This window comes from Flavobacterium sp. 38, from assembly GCF_057799715.1.
Genome location: NZ_JBYNWZ010000005.1, coordinates 88402 through 106416 on the forward strand (window position 1 = coordinate 88402; position 18015 = coordinate 106416).

General features: G+C 34.9%; 17 protein-coding genes. 13 read left to right on the plus strand and 4 right to left on the minus strand.

The features are described 5' to 3' along the window. Window positions 1-37 precede the first annotated feature (37 nt). Entirely contained in the window at window positions 38-667 is a 630-nt protein-coding gene (rsmG, locus tag AC3E9W_RS14050) for a 16S rRNA (guanine(527)-N(7))-methyltransferase RsmG (RefSeq protein WP_456893854.1), read from the minus strand. Between the two features lie 107 nt (window positions 668-774). Here rsmG and AC3E9W_RS14055 point away from each other — a divergent pair, with 107 nt between their 5' ends. The 8 genes from AC3E9W_RS14055 (at window position 775) to AC3E9W_RS14090 (ending at window position 9204) form a co-directional block, all read left to right on the plus strand. Beyond that, a complete protein-coding gene (locus AC3E9W_RS14055; protein ID WP_125722780.1) occupies window positions 775-1872 on the plus strand; it encodes a fatty acid desaturase family protein in 1098 nt (365 codons plus the stop codon). A 77-nt stretch (window positions 1873-1949) separates the two neighbouring features. After that, entirely contained in the window at window positions 1950-3140 is a 1191-nt protein-coding gene (locus AC3E9W_RS14060) for a pyridoxal phosphate-dependent aminotransferase (protein ID WP_012023823.1), read from the plus strand. A gap of 422 nt (window positions 3141-3562) precedes the next feature. After that, the gene (locus tag AC3E9W_RS14065; RefSeq protein WP_488768826.1) at window positions 3563-4018 is read left to right on the plus strand and encodes a ferritin-like domain-containing protein; all 456 of its coding nucleotides are present in this window, start codon (window positions 3563-3565) and stop codon (window positions 4016-4018) included. A gap of 122 nt (window positions 4019-4140) precedes the next feature. Further along, a complete protein-coding gene (locus AC3E9W_RS14070) occupies window positions 4141-4731 on the plus strand; it encodes a hypothetical protein (RefSeq protein ID WP_488768827.1) in 591 nt (196 codons plus the stop codon). 145 nt (window positions 4732-4876) lie between these two features. Next, window positions 4877-6745 (plus strand): peptidase U32 family protein, encoded by a 1869-nt coding sequence (locus AC3E9W_RS14075; RefSeq protein WP_306161460.1) that lies wholly within the window; start codon window positions 4877-4879, stop codon window positions 6743-6745. Between the two features lie 400 nt (window positions 6746-7145). Then, entirely contained in the window at window positions 7146-8306 is a 1161-nt protein-coding gene (purT, locus tag AC3E9W_RS14080; protein ID WP_488768828.1) for a formate-dependent phosphoribosylglycinamide formyltransferase, read from the plus strand. A gap of 2 nt (window positions 8307-8308) precedes the next feature. Then, window positions 8309-8629, plus strand: a complete 321-nt coding sequence (locus AC3E9W_RS14085; RefSeq protein ID WP_488768829.1) for a DUF6370 family protein — start codon at window positions 8309-8311, stop codon at window positions 8627-8629. Beyond that, window positions 8629-9204 (plus strand): Crp/Fnr family transcriptional regulator, encoded by a 576-nt coding sequence (locus tag AC3E9W_RS14090; RefSeq protein ID WP_066032734.1) that lies wholly within the window; start codon window positions 8629-8631, stop codon window positions 9202-9204. The genes AC3E9W_RS14085 and AC3E9W_RS14090 overlap by 1 nt, the downstream gene beginning before the upstream one ends. Before the next feature lie 77 nt (window positions 9205-9281). Here the strand turns inward: AC3E9W_RS14090 and aceA are convergent, their stop codons facing one another. Together aceA and aceB are read right to left on the minus strand one after the other, a co-directional pair. Beyond that, window positions 9282-10562: an isocitrate lyase gene (gene aceA, locus AC3E9W_RS14095; protein ID WP_488768830.1), complete on the minus strand. Its 1281-nt coding sequence runs from the start codon at window positions 10560-10562 to the stop codon at window positions 9282-9284. Window positions 10563-10767: 205 nt separating this feature from the next. Beyond that, entirely contained in the window at window positions 10768-12369 is a 1602-nt protein-coding gene (aceB, locus tag AC3E9W_RS14100; RefSeq protein ID WP_488768831.1) for a malate synthase A, read from the minus strand. Window positions 12370-12577: 208 nt separating this feature from the next. Here aceB and AC3E9W_RS14105 point away from each other — a divergent pair, with 208 nt between their 5' ends. From AC3E9W_RS14105 to AC3E9W_RS14125, 5 genes are all read left to right on the plus strand, one after another. Continuing rightward, window positions 12578-14059: a helix-turn-helix domain-containing protein gene (locus tag AC3E9W_RS14105; protein ID WP_488768832.1), complete on the plus strand. Its 1482-nt coding sequence runs from the start codon at window positions 12578-12580 to the stop codon at window positions 14057-14059. Between the two features lie 6 nt (window positions 14060-14065). Next, window positions 14066-14425 (plus strand): hypothetical protein, encoded by a 360-nt coding sequence (locus AC3E9W_RS14110; protein ID WP_488768833.1) that lies wholly within the window; start codon window positions 14066-14068, stop codon window positions 14423-14425. 140 nt (window positions 14426-14565) lie between these two features. After that, window positions 14566-14874, plus strand: coding sequence for a DMP19 family protein (locus AC3E9W_RS14115; protein WP_488768834.1), 309 nt, complete (start codon window positions 14566-14568; stop codon window positions 14872-14874). 384 nt (window positions 14875-15258) lie between these two features. Beyond that, complete coding sequence (locus AC3E9W_RS14120) at window positions 15259-15975, plus strand: pirin family protein (protein WP_488768835.1); 717 nt, start codon at window positions 15259-15261, stop codon at window positions 15973-15975. 304 nt (window positions 15976-16279) lie between these two features. Continuing rightward, complete coding sequence (locus tag AC3E9W_RS14125) at window positions 16280-16813, plus strand: YceI family protein (protein ID WP_488768836.1); 534 nt, start codon at window positions 16280-16282, stop codon at window positions 16811-16813. 195 nt (window positions 16814-17008) lie between these two features. Here the strand turns inward: AC3E9W_RS14125 and AC3E9W_RS14130 are convergent, their stop codons facing one another. Then, window positions 17009-17872, minus strand: a complete 864-nt coding sequence (locus AC3E9W_RS14130) for a helix-turn-helix domain-containing protein (protein WP_488768837.1) — start codon at window positions 17870-17872, stop codon at window positions 17009-17011. Window positions 17873-18015: the final 143 nt, after the last annotated feature.

Here is an 18015-nt window from a genome sequence, read left to right on the forward strand (position 1 = left end):
AAATAACCCGATTAAAAATCTAATCGGGTTATTTGATTTAAGGCTTAAATTTTAAAGGAAGATGAACCACTTTTTTTGTTTCAAAAAATTCATCCTCAAAAAAATCAGCTAGATCATATAGTGTGGCATTTGGAAAATCTTTTAATTCTTCCGCCAAATCACCGCCTTTTAAATATAGAATTCCATTTTTAAGTTTGTGCTTGTGCTGTTTCTTAATTTTATCTTTTATCCAAGAAACAAAATCTGGCATATTTGTTACAGCACGGCTTACAATAAAATCGAAATCGCCTTTTACCAATTCGGCACGCTTTTGCTCTGCTTTTACGTTCTTTAATTCCAATGCATCAACAACACCTTGAACTACTTTTATTTTTTTTGCAATAACATCAATCAAATAAAAACGAGTTTCGGGAAAAAGAATCGCTAACGGAATTCCAGGAAAACCTCCCCCTGTTCCAACATCTAAAACTGTTGTTCCAGGTTCGAATTTCATAACCTTAGCAATTCCTAATGAATGCAAAATGTGTTTTGTATATAATGAATCGATGTCTTTACGCGAAATAACATTGATTTTTTCATTCCAATCGTGGTATAAAAAGTCTAATTTTTGAAATTGTTCTATTTGAAGATCGGTCAAATTTGGAAAATATTTCAATATCTCATCCATTGCTCTAATTTTTTAACAAAAGTACTACTTTACGATTGAAATATTTAACTCAATTTTGCAAATTGAAAATTTATAATAATTACCTTTGAAAACTATTTAAATTAATTATGAATAACACTGCTCCAACTTTTGCAAGGCAAGACAATTTAAAGTTTTTTAGAACGCTTAACTCTCGCGTTAACAATTACTTTAAAGAAAATAATATAAAGAAAACCGGAAATTGGCAGTTGCATTTAAAAGCTGTTATTCTTTTTGCTGTTTTTTTAACTCCATACTTTTTAATCCTTACGCTTGAGATGCCGTTTTGGGTAATGCTCCTTTTATCAATCGTAATCGGAATTGGAATGGCGGGTGTAGGAATGAATGTGATGCACGACGGAAATCACGGATCCTATTCAACTAAAAACTGGATCAACAAATTCATGGGCGGAACAATTTACGTTCTAGCAGGAAATGTTTACAACTGGCAAGTACAGCATAATGTTTTGCACCATACTTATACCAATATTCCTGGTCACGACGAAGATCTTGATGCAGGAAGAATTATTCGTTTTACAGAACATGCTGAATGGCACCGTTTTCACCGTTTTCAGCATTACTACTCTGTTTTCTTATACGGTTTATTAACTTTCAACTGGGCTATTACTACCGATTTTAAACAGATGCGTAATTACCTGAAAAGAAAATTATCTTACGGAGAACCAAAAAGCCCGAAAATTCTTTGGACAACTTTAGTAATTACAAAAATCATTTATCTTTCGATTTGGATTGTTTTACCAATGGCGATTGGAATTACATGGTGGAAAGTACTTTTAGGATTTTTTGTAATGCATTATACTGCAGGATTAATCTTAAGTGTAGTATTTCAATTAGCACACGTTGTAGATCATACTACAAATCCAACTCCAAATGAATTAGGAGAAATGGACAATACATGGGCTATTCACCAATTGTATACAACAACTAATTTTGCACCAAAAAATGCAATCGTAAACTGGTACACAGGCGGATTAAACCATCAGATCGAGCATCATATTTTCCCAAATATCAGTCACATTCATTATGGTAAAATTGCAAAAATTGTAAAAGAAACTGCAAAAGAATGCAATTTGCCTTACTACGAATACAAAACAATGCGAAGTGCTGTTATTGCTCACTTTAAGCATTTACGTGATTTGGGCATGAAACCAGAATTATCAGTCTAAAAACTAAAAGAAAATCTATTAATAATTAACCTTCCTTAAAACAACACAGCAATTTAAGGACATTCAAAAATTTTATAATGAATCATATTCTTTCGGACAGAATCAACAACTTAGCGACTTCGCAAACATTAGCAATGGCGGCTTTAGCACGCGAATTGAAAGCACAAGGAAAAGACATTATCAGCTTAAGTTTAGGTGAGCCAGATTTCAATACACCAGACTTTATCAAAGAAGCGGCAAAAAAAGCAATCGACGATAACTACAGTACATATTCTCCTGTTGACGGATACCAAGATTTAAAAGAGGCTATCTGCAGAAAATTCAAAAGAGACAATGATTTAGAGTACAAACCATCTCAAATCGTAGTTTCTACAGGAGCAAAACAATCTTTATACAACATTGCGCAAGTAATGTTAAACGATGGTGACGAGGTTATTTTACCAGCACCATACTGGGTTTCTTATTTCGAAATCGTAAAACTTTCAGGCGGAGTTCCTGTTGAAGTTCCGACTTCTGTAGAAACAGATTTTAAAATTACTCCAGAGCAATTAGAAGCGGCAATCACGCCAAAAACAAAAATGATGTGGTTCTCTTCTCCATGCAATCCATCTGGATCTGTTTACAGCAGAGAAGAATTAACAGCTTTGGCTAAAGTGTTAGAAAAACACCCAAACATTTACGTAGTTGCAGACGAAATCTATGAGCACATTAATTTCTCTGGAACTTTCTGCAGTATTGGTTCTATCCCAGGAATGTTAGAAAAAACAATCACTGTAAACGGAGTGGCAAAAGCATTTGCTATGACAGGATACAGAATCGGTTATATCGGAGCTCCAGAATTTATCGCTAAAGCGTGTACAAAAATTCAAGGACAAGTAACATCTGGAGCAAACTCAGTTGCACAAAGAGCTACTATTACAGCTGTAGATGCAGATCCAAGCGTATTAAACGAAATGGTTCAAGCTTTCCACGGACGTAGAGATTTAGTTGTTGGACTATTAAAAGAAATTCCAGGCGTAAAAATCAACGTTCCAGAAGGAGCTTTCTACGTATTCCCAGACGTTTCTTCTTTCTTCGGAAAAACATTAAAAGGACACGAAATTAAAGATGCAAACGACGTTTCGATGTATCTTTTAGCAGAAGCAAACGTAGCAACTGTAACAGGAGACGCTTTTGGAAATCCAAACTGTATTCGTTTCTCTTACGCAACAAGCAACGATATTTTAAAAGAAGCATTACGCAGAATCAAAGAAGCTTTGACTGCATAACAATATTCTAAGTTTTACTAAAACGGCTTAAGGTTCAAAAGTTTCATCACTTTTATACTTTAAGCTGTTTTTTTATGGGCGTGTCCCAAGGGCCGGGCTATCCGCTATATCTTTTATGGCGAACCCCGCCATAAAAGGATATCGCTCCTATCCCTCACGCAAAACGGTAGATTAGAAGTATCATTTTCAAAAAACTATAAGCATCTAAATTAGTGCAATTTGCTTTTTAAACTCTCAATCCAATAATTTGCATAATTCGTGAATTTGCTTCGCCAGTTCGCTATCGCTCGAGTCGTGGCTAAGCAACCATCTTTCAAAATTCCCATTCTACAATATTGTAAAATTTCAAGTGTAATCCTGTAAAACAAAGCGTTTTATAATTGTAAACTTTGTAACATATTAATTTCAAAAAATTATATGTTATGATACATGCAGATGAAACCACAACAGAAACAATTAAAACATTAGAAGGATTAATTTCTATTCTTGAAGATGGAAAACTAGGATATACAAATGCGGCAGAACACGTAGAAAACGCTGCAATGAAAAGTGATTTTCTTGAATATGCCCGCGAAAGAGCCTTATTTATTGTAGAACTTCAAAATCAAATCAATAAACTAGGAAAATCGACAGACAACTCAGGCGGAGGACCGCTTGGAGCTTTGCACAGAACTTGGATTGATATCAAATCAGCTTTCACAGGAGGCGACACCGAAGCTATTATAAACGCTTGTATTAGCGGTGAAGAGGCCGCAATTGAAAAATACAAAATGGCACTCGAAGAAAACCATTTGGAACACGATCAGATTTACATCGTTTCAAAACAATTGAATAGTATTCAAAATACTTTATCACAAATTAAAATGAGAGCAAATTAATCGATCGATTCATGCTTTTTTTTGAAACTGCTCGGTCTTCGGATCGGGTGGTTTTTTTGTTTTAATTAAACAAAATTCCTACATTCGTCCGCGATTAATTCTTACAATAAAACAAACTCATAATGAAATTAAATTTACGCTCTTTTATTGCTTTAGTGTTTACTATACTATTTTCATCATTTGCAAATGCGCAACAGACAGGAAGATTTATCAAAGGCTCTATAGGTTATGGTTCAAGCGCTTCTTATTATATTGAAGATTATGGAATGCAAGAAGAAGTTGATGTTATGGGCGGCGGGCTTTATCTTCAAGGTGAATATATTATTGGAATAAAATCATGGTTTAGTATAAGGCCTTACGCTGGTGCCATTTTTGAATCTGTTGATAAAAACCAAAATATTCAGAATCAACCACAATATAAAGTAACAACAAATGCTTTTTTAATGGGTGGAAAAGTTCGTCTTTGTGCACCAATTCCGTGGGTTGCTCCATTTATAGAAGGCGGAATCGGAACTTCTATAGGTAAATTCGAAACCATTACACCTGGTGTTAATTTTGATAAGAGTGATGTTTTATTGCATATTCCATTTAGTCTTGGATTGGCAATTGGAAGAAAAAACAATCTAGAAATAGGCATTTCAGGCTATTTTCATCCAGCTGCAAAACAATCCACCGCAGTATTTGCTCTCGGTTATTCTTTCCCTTTAGATTAATTTAAACTAAAATTTTTTACTAGCATCATTCCATTTTAAGTTAACAATTTCAAAAAAATCGTCTCATCTCTAGCAAACTCAAATAATTTATTAGACCTTTGCACACTTTTTTCCGTGAATACCACAAAAGGCTAAAGTTTTAGAAATGAAGAAGAAAATTGAAATATTAGCTCCAGCTAGAGATTTAATTGGCGGAATGGCTGCCATAAACAGCGGTGCCGATGCTGTATATATTGGTGCGCCACAATTTGGAGCACGTTCAAATGCCAACAATTCTATTGAAGATGTTGCGGCATTGGTAAAATATGCACACTTATTTAACGCTCAGGTTTTTGTAGTAATGAATACCATTTTGTACGACAACGAATTAGATACGTGTCGTGCTATGATTTGGGAACTATACGGCATTGGTGTTGATGCCTTGATTATTCAGGACATGGCGATTATGGAAATGGACTTGCCTCCTATCGTTCTTCACGCCAGTACACAAGCCAACAATCGTGACGCTGATAAAATCAAATTCTTAAAAGATGCCGGAATCAAACGTGTGGTTTTAGCGCGTGAATTGAACTTGCATCAAATTAAAACAATCTACGACCATGCCGATGTAGAATTAGAATTCTTCGTAACGGGAGCACTTTGTGTTTCTTTCAGCGGAAACTGTTATATGAGTGTGGCAAACGGAGAAAGAAGCGCCAACCGTGGTTCTTGTGCGCAAAACTGTCGTTTACCGTATAACTTAATCGACGGAAACGGAGATACTTTAATCAAAAACAGTCACTTGCTTTCTATAAAAGATTTAGATGTTTCAGACCAGATTCCGAATTTGATCGAAGCTGGAATTGTTTCTTTTAAAATCGAAGGCCGTCTTAAAGATGTGGCTTACGTTAAAAATAACGTATCTTATCTTCGTCAGAAATTAGACAGTTATTTAGAAGGAAGCGATAAATACGTTAAAGCTTCTTCTGGAAAATGCACTTATACTTTTGATTCTTCTTTAAGCAGAACTTTCAATCGCGGTTATACCGATTATTTCGTTAACGACAGAGATAAAAGCATTGGTTCTTGGGAAAGTCCAAAATCAAAAGGACAATATATTGGTAAATTAATCCGAACTATCGGAGACGCTTATGAAATTGAAAACGGTGAATTGCTAAATAACGGCGATGGACTTTGTTTTATCAACGAAAACAATGAAGCCGACGGAATTTATGTAAACAAAGCCGAAAACGGAAAAGTATATCCAAACGTTTTAAAAGAAATAAAAGACGGAACTTTTATTTACCGTAATAATGATATTGCTTTCATCAAAATTGTTGAAAGAGAAGATAGTGCCATCCGTAAAATCGGAACTACTCTATTGTTTACTGAAAACGAAAAAGGTTTCGAATTAATCGCAACCGACGAAGACGGAAACATAAGTACAGTAACTTTAGAACATGCTAAAGAGCAAACAAAAACCGGTGAATCTATTGCAGAAAATATTAAAACACAATTGGCAAAAACAGGTTTTACACCTTACAGCGCTGATGAAATTGATGTTGTATTTTCGCAAAACTGGTTCCTTCCTATTTCAAAAATCAACGAAATGAGAAGAAATGTTTTCGATCAGTTGTCTGAAATTCGTTTGGCAAATTACAAACGTGAAGAACATCAATTGGTAAAAACGTCGCATCCTTATCCGGAAACAAAATTGGATTTCATGTACAACGTTTCGAACAAAACCGCTCGTAAATTCTATGAACGCCACGGTGTTACCGAAATCGAAAAAGCATTCGAATTACAATGGGATCCAGGAAAATCTCGTGTAATGACGACAAAATATTGCATCAAATACGAATTAAAAAAATGCCCAATTCACCAAAAAGATATTGTAGGTGTTAAAGTAAAAGAACCATTAGTTTTAAAACAGGGCGAATTAGAATACAAACTGAAATTCAACTGCAAACCCTGCGAAATGGAAATCTGGGAAAAAGATGCTGAATTTGAGATTGAAGAAGATCAATATCATTAATTATCACTTAACCGCTGTAGTTATTTAACCGCAAAGAGCGCAAGGAATTACGCAAAGGTTCGCAAAGTTTTTTTTAAGCTTTGCGAACCTTTTTTTATTCTGGTCTTTCCACAATCTTGTCATTTCGACGAAGGAGAAATCTCCGCAAGTAACTCCGCTCCGATAAACCAATCTTTGTCGAGCTACTCGTGGAGATTTCTCCTTCGTCGAAATGACAAAAAATGCGGTTACTTGATGTGTAAATCAAACAAAATCTGCTCTATCTGCAAAATCTGCGTGAAACACTTCTACATACTAATTAAAAACAAAAACTTCGCGTTCTTAGCGTAATTCTTTGCGAACTTTGCGGTTAAAAACATTTTTCGTTACTTTTACTACTCCAACATTACAACACTCCAAAATGAAAATACTACTCCTAGGTTCAGGCGAATTAGGCAAAGAATTCACTATCGCCGCACAACGAATCGGACAAACCATAATAGCAGTTGACAGTTACGAAAATGCTCCCGCCATGCAAGTCGCACACGGCTTTGAAGTTATCAATATGCTTGACGGCGAAGCACTTGACCAAATCGTAGCTAAACATAAACCAGACTTTATTGTTCCCGAAATAGAAGCCATTCGCACCGAACGCTTTTACGATTACGAAAAACAAGGTATTACCGTTGTTCCTTCAGCGAAAGCGGCAAACTTTACTATGAATCGTAAAGCTATTCGTGATTTAGCAGCAAAAGAATTAGGCTTAAAAACTGCCAAATATCAATACGCAACATCGGCAGAAGAATTGCAAAAAGCCGTTACAGAAGTTGGAATTCCGTGTGTGGTAAAACCTTTAATGTCTTCTTCCGGAAAAGGACAATCGACAATTAAAACCGAAAGTGATATTTTAAAAGCTTGGGAATATGCTGTTGCAGGCTCGCGTGGCGATGTTATCGAAGTGATTGTAGAAGCTTTTGTTGCTTTCAATTCAGAAATCACACTTTTAACGATTACTCAAAATAATAATCCAACGTTGTTTTGCGCACCAATTGGCCACCGACAAGAACGAGGCGATTATCAGGAAAGCTGGCAGCCGGCTTTGGTTTGTGATAAAGATTTATACGAGGCGCAGGATATGGCCGAAAAAATTACTGAAGCTCTTGGTGGTGCCGGGCTTTTTGGTGTTGAATTTTTCCTGACAAATGAAGGCGTTTATTTCTCTGAACTTTCGCCTCGCCCGCACGATACTGGAATGGTTACTTTGGCGGGAACGCAGAATTTCAACGAATTCGAATTGCATTTAAGAGCCATTTTAAGTCTTCCAATTTTCGAAATTACTTTAGAAAAAGCGGGAGCAAGTGCTGTAATTTTAGCATCTGAAGATTCAACCAATCCAACTTTTACCGGAATCGAAAAAGTGGCAGCCTTACCCAAAACCGATTTCAGGATTTTTGGAAAACCAACTTCTAGACCGTACCGCAGAATGGGCGTTGTTTTGAGTTCTGATTCTTTAGCAGCTCCTATTGAAGAAGTAACGGAACGCGCCAAAGCAACGGCAAAATTAATAACTGTAAATTCTTAATTATGAAAAATATAATCTTAGCAGCATTTTTATTTATCGGAATTGCTGTAAACGCACAAGACAAAAAGAAATTTGACAAACCAACAATCGTAGAAGCTTCATGCGGAGAATGCCAATTTGGAATGAAAGGCAATAGCTGTGATTTAGCCGTTCGCATTGACGGAAAAAGCTATTTTGTTGACGGAACAACCATTCACGATCATGGTGATGCACATTCTGAAAAAGGATTTTGCAATGCCATCAGCAAAGCTTTAGTAACAGGAGAAATAAAAGGAAATCGTTTTAAAGCGACTTCATTCACTTTAATAGACGATAAAAAATAATGGCATTAATTCTTGAAAACATTGCCAAACACGTTTCGCTGACTCCAGAAGAACAGGCACTTTTTTTATCTAAATTAGAAACAAACACTTACAAAGCCAAAACGCTTTTATTGAATGCTGGCGAAGTTTGTAAACATTCGTATTTTGTGAATTCCGGAATTTTAAGAAGCTTTAATATCAACGATAATATTGTAGAGCACGTTCTTTCTTTTGCGTGTGAAGGCTGGTGGATGAGCGATATGTACAGTTATTTTTCGCAAAAACCCGGACAGCTTTTTATTGAAGTTTTAGAAGAAGCTGAAGTGGTTTCGTTATCCAAAGAAAATCAGGAACAACTATATTTAGAGATTCCAAAATTGGAACGCTTTTTCAGGATTTTGATTGAAAATTCATTAGTTGCGAATCAGCAAAGATTAATGGACAACTTAAGTTTACCTGCTGAAGAACGTTTTGAAAAATTCACTAAAAAATATGGAACGCTGGTTCATAAAGTTCCTCAAAAACAAATCGCTTCTTTTATTGGCGTAACACCAGAATTCTTTAGCAAAATGAAAGCACGTCTTTTGAAAAAGTAAAAATAAACCATTAAGATATTAAGGTTCATTAAGCATCGAAACTTAATTTTCTTAATATCTTAATGGTAAAAAAGCAATTAAAATTGCTCCACCTCTGTAGAATGTTCCATTGCTGTTATAGTTGATTTCCCAAGCATAACCGTATTTTGAACAGCATCAAAATAAGAAGTTCCCACAAAAGCTTGATGTTTTACAGCTCTGAAGCCGTTTTTTTGTAAAGCGAATTCTCTTTCCTGCAATTCAGAATAACCTGCCATTCCACGTTCTTTATACGCTTTTGACAATTCAAACATACTCGTATTCAAAGCATGGAAACCTGCCAAAGTGATGAATTGAAAAGCATAACCCATCGCAGCCAAATCTTCTCTGAACGTTTCCATTTCGGCAACCGATAATTTCGCAGCCCAGTTGAAAGAAGGCGAACAATTATACGCCAACATTTTATCTGGGAATTCCTTTTTCATGGCTTTTGCAAACTTTCTTGCATAATCTAAATCAGGATTACTGGTTTCCATCCAAATCAAATCAGCGTATGGTGCGTAGCTTAATCCGCGGGCAATTCCCTGCTCGATTCCGTTGTTTACGTAGAAGAAACCTTCGCTGGTTTTTTCGCCTGTAATAAATTTTCGGTCTCGTGGATCTGCATCGCTGGTTAATAAATTAGCTGCATCAGCATCGGTTCTCGCAACGATTAAAGTAGGAACTCCCATAACGTCAGATGCTAAACGCGCTGCAATCAGTTTATTAATTGCTTCTTGTGTCGGCACCAAAACTTTCCCGCCTAAGTGTCCGCATTTTTTAGCTGAACTTAATTGATCCTCAAAATGAACTCCAGAAGCTCCAGCTTCAATCATCGATTTCATTAATTCGAAAGCATTTAAATTTCCTCCAAAACCAGCTTCGGCATCAGCTACAATCGGAACCAAATAATCTTTTTTATCTTCAATATTATTCACGGTCTGAATCTGATCAGCGCGCAATAAGGCATTATTAATTTTTTTAACTACCATCGGAACGCTGTTTACAGGATATAGTGATTGGTCCGGATACATTTCGCCCGCCAGATTCGCGTCGGCTGCTACCTGCCATCCACTCAAATAAATCGCTTCTAAACCAGCATCGACTTCCTGAATCGCCTGATTTCCAGTTAAAGCGCCCAACCCGGCAACATAATCCTGACTTTTTAACTTTCTCCATAATTTCTGCGCTCCTATTTTGGCAATAGAATGCTCAATTTGATACGACCCTTGTAGCGTCACTACTTCTGCTGCGGTATAAGGACGCTCAACGCCTTTCCATCTCGGGTTCGTAATCCAATCGTTAATCAATTCCTGAATTCTGTCTTCTGTTGTTTTCATAAATGTTATAGTTAAGAGTGGTTAGTATATAGTGTTCAGTTCTCAGTTTTTGAGTGTTCAGTTTTAAACTGAGAGAAAATCTGCGAAAATCTATTTATTCTCATTTTAATCTGCTTGATCTGCTAAATCTGCGTGAAAAAAATTATTCTCCCGCAGATTTAGCAGATTAAGGAGATTTTTTTTTAAAATTATTATATTAAAAAAATTATAAATATTTGTAACACGGAATCGTTAGGAAATCCACAAAATCTGGATTTACAACTAAGCGTTCCAAAACTTTTTCAGCTAACGGAAATTGCTGTTCTTCGTGTTTTTCTTCTCCCAATTCGGTTTTGATTTTTTGGAATTCATCTAAAGCCAATTCGTGATAATACGCCAAATCTAATTTTCGGCCATTATCCAAAATCACTTTGTTTTGAAGCCATTGCCACAATTGCGATCTTGAGATTTCTGCGGTTGCAGCATCTTCCATCAAATTATGAAGCGCCGCTGCCCCTTGTCCATTTAACCACGAAGCCAGATACAAAACTCCAACGTTGATGTTTTTTCGAACACCGTTTTCCGTAATTAATCCAATTGGCGGTTCGATTAAATCTTCTTCTGTAATTCTTCGATTTTCTCTTTTAATATTAATCTGGTTTGGACTTGGCATTCCTTTATCAAAAATTTCTTTGGCAATCGAAACCAAATCCGGATGAGCTACCCAGGTTCCATCGTGCCCATTTCGAACTTCACGCTCTTTATCGGCTCTCACTTTCGCGAAAGCGATGGCATTAGCTTCTTCATTATTTCTAATCGGAATCTGCGCTGCCATTCCGCCAATCGCATGAATGCCCCGTTTGTGACATCTCTGAATAACCAAATTAGAATACGCATTCATAAAAGGCGAAGTCATAGTTACCTGATCGCGATCTGGAACAATGAATTTTGGATTTTTTCTGAACTTTTTAATGTAAGAGAAAATATAATCCCAACGCCCGCAGTTTAAGCCAACGATATGTTCTTTCAATTCATAAATAATTTCGTCGAGCTGAAAACTTGCCGTAATAGTTTCAATTAAAACCGTCACTTTTATCGTCCCTCTTTTCAGTTTTAGATAATCTTCTGTAAAATCAATTACCGAATTCCACCAGCGTGCTTCTAAGTAATGTTCTAATTTAGGAATGTAGAAATATGGTCCCGAATGATTTTCTAAAAGCCTTTTATGATTGTGAAAAACGTACAAACCAAAATCGATCAAAGATCCCGAAGCTTCATTTCCTTCGATCAGAATATGTTTTTCTGGAAGATGCAGACCTCTAGGACGAACAATCAAAACAGCCGTTTTCTCTTTTAAATGATACGATTTCTGTTTCACCAAATCGGTGTAGGTAATGGTTTTGTTTACCGCATCGATTAAATTTATTTGACCGTCCATCAAATTTTGCCAAGTCGGTGAAGTGCTGTCTTCAAAATCGGCCATAAAAGTTTTCGCTCCTGAATTCAACGCATTGATAATCATTTTGCGGTCAACTGGCCCCGTAATTTCAACTCGGCGATCCAATAAATCTTTCGGAGTTTCTCCAGCTGTCCAATTGCCTTCTCTGACGCTTTTTGTTTCTGGAATAAAAGTCGGCATGACTCCATTATCAAAAGCAGTTTGTTTTTGCTCACGCTGTAACAATAACAATTTTCGCTGCGAATCGAATCTTTTGTGTAATTCGATAATAAAAGCAGTTGCTTCTTCTGTCCAGATTTTTGGATAAGCAAGCTTTTTGTCGGCCAGAATTTCTAAAGCCATTTCAGTAATCTCTAATTGGTTTTTCATAGCTGCAGATTTTAATTTTAAGTCATTAAAGAGATTGTCTCTTCAATATTTTGGTTTTGCCGAAAATCACTAAATCATAACTAATTCATAATTAACAAGTTTCAACGATACAATGTTATAAAAAAGTTTTTTACAAAACAAGCGAACGTTCGCTAAATTTAAAAAATATTTTTTTGGCGATTATTTTTAGATTGTTTACATTTGATTTATGGATATCGAAAAAGACTATATAAAGCTGATTTTTGGGCTAAAAATGAAGCAGGTTCGCACACAAAAGAATCTCTCCCTTTTTGGTTTGGCCAAACTGACCAATCTTTCAAAATCGTATTTAAACGAGATTGAAAAGGGAAAAAAATATCCCAAAACAGATAAAATTTTGCTTTTATGCGAACATTTGGACGTGCCTTATGACCAAATGGTGTCTTTAAAACTCGATAATAACCTCGCTCCGATTGGCGAAATCCTTAAATCTGGAATTTTAAAAGAGATTCCACTGGAACTTTTTGGAATTCAAGAAGCGGATTTAATTGATATTATTGCAAATGCTCCAGCAAAAGTCAATGCGTTTATTAGTACGATTATCGAAATTGCACAGCATTATAATTTGAGCCGCGAAAGTTTTTTTCTTGCTGCTTTACGCTCGTATCAGGAAGCGCATAGCAATTATTTTGAAGATCTGGAAGAAAAAGTAATTGCTTTTTCGAAGTCTTTTCAGATTAATTTAGATTCTAAAATTAGTGTTGAAGAATTGGAAGCGATTCTCAAAGAAGAATACGAGTATAAAATTGAAGAAATCGCTTTTACCGATCAGGAAGCTTTGGGCGATTTGCGTTCGATTTATGTTCCGAAGAGCAGAACATTATTGCTTTCAACCGAATTGGATGATCCACAAAAAGCTTTTATTTTAGCCAAAGAAATTGCTTATAATTATCTCAAAATATCTGATCGTTTATTGACGTTCAGCTGGATTAAGTTTGAAAATTTTGATCAGGTTCTGAATAATTTCTACGCTTCTTATTTTGCCGGTGCTTTGCTTTTGCCGAGAAAACTGATTGTAGATAAAATCAATCTTTTTCTGGAAAATGAAAATCCAAAACCAGAAGAATTTGTTTCTCTAATTGAAAGTTTTCAGGTTTCACCCGAATCATTTTATCAGCGATTGACAAATTTGTTGCCAAAAGATTTTCAACTGAAGAACCTTTTCTTTCTGAGATTATCACATAGGATAGATTCTGATTTTTATCAGATCAACAAAGAATTACACATTACGCACCAGCAGGAACCGCACGCCAACGAAACCAACGAGCATTATTGCAGAAGATGGGTTTCGGTTAAAACTATTGATGAAGCAATTCGTCAAAATAAACCTCATTTTTTTGATGCACAGATTTCGAGTTATGCCAATAGCGGAAATGAATATTTGGTTTTTTCATCGGCTACAAAAGATCCTTTTGCAGAAAATTATATTAGAAGTATATCAGTTGGGATTTTAATTAATCCGACCATGAAAAAGAAATTCAAATTCATAGATGGAAAACCTTTGGTAAAACGAATTGTAGGAGTAACTTGCGAAACTTGCGCGGTACAAGATTGCCTAGAAAGAGCTGCGCCTCCAATTGTTTTGGAGAAAAAGAAACGTCATGAGAATACGGATTCGGTTGTGCAGCAATTTATTAATCAATACAGCTAGAATTTAATGAAATATTTTACATTACTAATTGCACTGTTTTTCATCAACTTAAACCAGAAAACAGACAAACTTATTGGTCGTTATAATTATTTAATTGAAGACGATAATTCCTATATCCAAAAAGATAAAATTACTTTTAAGGATAGTGTGTTCGTTTTTGATAATAAATACATGCCAAAAGGAAAGGTTTCTTATGGCAATGCAATATTGTTGGAAAACTTCATAAATACTAGCTTAGTTATTACTATTCCAAAAGATCAAATCGAAAAAGATACTATTGAATTTTATATGCATGATAAGAATAGTTCTGCTACGAATTATCTTGAAGAAGTGACTGGAAAAGGGAGATTGATTAAGATAAAATAGTTTTATTTACAATCCCACAAATCTATAAAGCATTAAGCAAACTAAATTAAATGAAAGCAAAGCTATTTATTCTATTTTTTCTTCTGATGACATTCCATATCAGTTTTAGTCAAAATTCATTTGACAAAAATTCCAAGCCAATGGCTAACATTCAAGAATTAGAAATGGAAGTTAATAATGGTGGTTTTAATCAATACTTTTTTAATAGTGGTCAAAATTGTTTTGAAACATTAAAAATATTAAAGAGAAATGGCAAAGATAAAACCGCAAAAATTCTTGAGAAAGCAATTGCTTTAATAAATCCTAAAAAATTATCAGAGAAAGATCTTATATCAAAACTACGAAATCGAGAAGTTGAAGAACTTGATAATGAAGAAATAAACAAAAGCTTGTACAAATTAGACCTTGAGTTCTACAAATATCCTGATGGCAAATTAGTTACCAACTAACAAAATCATACAATATCATTAATCTTTGTCGAGTTTCTAACGAAGATTTCTCCTTCGTCGAAATGACAAGATTGTGGTTTCTTTACGTTTCTACTTTTGAAAACAAAAACTTCTAAATTAGCCCCGATAGAAGTGGAAATCCTTTTGTGACGGGGTTCGACACAAAAGATTGAAACGGATAGCGGGACTAGACTTCTTTTGAAAAATAAAATTTCTGCTTCAAAAAATCAATTAGATAATTTGGAAATGTGTCAATTAGATAATTTTACTAAATCTTTAAAACTACAGAAAGAATAACTCAGAATCTTTCTTAACCTAGATTAAGTGCTTTTCCTTTACCATGGTGGTATCTTTGTACTATAAAAATAACAAAACGACAAAGTCATGGAAAATATAGTATTACATAAAGCAGAATCAAGAGGAAATGCAAATCATGGTTGGTTAAATGCTTATCACAGTTTCAGTTTTGCGAGCTGGTACAACCCAGATAAAATTCAGTTTGGAGCTTTGAGAGTTTTAAACGATGATACGATTGCTGCCGGAATGGGTTTTGGAACGCATCCGCATGATAATATGGAAATTATCACAATTCCGCTTGAAGGAGATTTGGCTCACAAAGACAGTATGGGAAACACTGAAGTGATCAAAAACGGAGACATTCAGGTGATGAGTGCGGGAACTGGAATTCAGCACAGCGAGTTTAACCCAAATGCAGATCAGCAGACTAAATTATTGCAGATTTGGTTGTTTCCAAACAAAAGAAATGTAACGCCTCGTTACCAACAAATTACTTTAGATGTTGCCGACAGACATAATAAATTGTCTCAGGTTTTATCTCCAAATGCAGACGATGAAGGGGTTTGGATTCACCAAGACGCTTGGTTCAATATGGGGAATTTCGATTCTGGAGTTTCTGCGGAATATAAAATCAAAAAAGAAGGAAACGGAGTTTACGCTTTCGTTTTGAAAGGAAATGTAACCATCAACGGTCAGGAATTGAACAGCCGTGATGCCGTTGGAATTTCAGGAACTAACACTCTTAAGATTCAAGCCAACACAGATGCTGAATTTTTATTAATGGATGTTCCGATGAATTATTAATTCAAACAAAAACAATTAAATACCTGTACTTGGAAACGGCAATAAATCTACAAATCAGATTGTTGCCGTTTCTTTTTTTTGTAATTTACTAAAGTTTAAGCCACGAATTTCACTAATTACACAAATTAAAAACAAATAAAATTCGTGAGGATTCGTGTAATTCGTGGCAAACAAAAAATCTGTAGCTTAACTAAAATAAATCACATTTTTCATTTCTTAATCTAGGTTAAGTGCTTCAGGACAACTGTCACCGTAACTTTGTCCTATCAAAATGAAACAAATTAATTATTTAAAAAATAAAATTATGGCAACTACAAAATGGTCAATTGACCCAACTCACTCAGAAATTGGTTTTAAAGTTAAACACATGATGTTTACTAATGTTTCAGGAAAATTTGGAACTTATGATGCTTCTGCAATTACAGAAGGTGAAAGTTTTGACAATGCAGATTTCAGCTTTTCTGCTGATATCGCTTCTGTTGACACTGCAAATGCAGATCGTGACGGGCATTTAAGAAGCGGTGATTTCTTTGACGCTGAGAATCATCCAAAATTAACTTTCAAATCTTCTGCTTTCAAAAAAATCAATGAAGGAAGCTACGAAATTACTGGAGATTTAAACATTAAAGGTGTTTCAAAATCAGTAACATTTCCAGTTGAATACAGCGGAATCCTGACTGATCCTTGGGGAAATACTAAAGTTGGTTTAAGCATAGAAGGAAAAATCAATCGTAAAGATTGGGGCTTAAACTGGAACTCTGCTCTTGAAACTGGAGGGGTTTTAGTTGGTGAAGAAGTAAAATTAAATATCGAATTACAATTTGTAAAACAAGCTTAATCTTTTGGTTTTAGATTAAAATTGGTTGGTTAAAAGCTCTGTGCTATGAAGTGCAGGGCTTTTTTGTTTGCCACGAAGACACTAAGGCACTAAGTTTTTTTGCCACAGATTAAAAAGATTTTCACAGATTAAAAAATCCAAATAATTCTTTTAATCTGTGGCAAAAAATAATTCGTGAATTCGTGGCGGAAAAAACTATCGCACTGTATTTCTAAATTCTGTTGGGGACATTCCGGTTCGTTTTTTGAAGAAGCGGGAAAAATACGAGTAATCTTCGTAGCCAACTTTAAAAGCGACTTCGTTTACGGCTAATTGTTTATCGATCAGCATTCTTTTGATTTCTAGGATTACCCGATCTGTAATAACTTCTGTTGCTGTTTTTTGAAGGATTTCGTTGCAGATTCGGTTTAGATGTTTTAAAGTAATATTTAATTTTTCTGCATAGAAAGAAGGCAGTTTTTCGGTTCTGAAATATTCTTCTAAAAGAGATTCGAAAGTATTGATTTTGATATTGTACGAATGCGTTTGATGCGAATAGGTTTCGCTATATTTTCTAGACACTTCGATATGAATGCAATCTAATAAATTCAGTAATTTATCTAATTGATATTTGTTGTTTTGAGTGTTTTCCTGAATCAATAAATTGAAATAAGGCAGGATTTTAGGAATTTCATTTTCTTCAAAAACCATTTCTGGTCTGTTATGAATGGAATGATAAAAATTATAATCGTTGATTTTTTTTTGTCCAAAATACAAATTGTACAATTCCTGAGAAAAGATGATTACGAAACCTTCTATGTCTTCAGACAAATTCCAATGATGCATTTGTCCAGGCTGTAAAACAAAAAGACTCCCTCTTTTGATTTCAAACTGATCAAAATCCACTTCATGCAATCCTGAACCTTTCGTAAAAAAAACCATTAAATAGGAATCATGACGATGCGGTTCTTCGACAAAACTGTGGCTTTTTAAATGTTCTTTAAAAGTATTGACATAAAAATCACGGTGAATGTCGTTACAGCTGAAATTCTGAACGCTGTAAATAGGATATCTTTTCATACACAAAAAATTTTTATTGATTTCTGATTACAGAATACTATTGATCGATTTGGAATTTGGAATTTAGATTTTGAAAATTTAGTTAAAAATGTCTTTTTTGTGCTATAATAAGCGAAGATATAAAAAAGACTTTTAAGTCATTA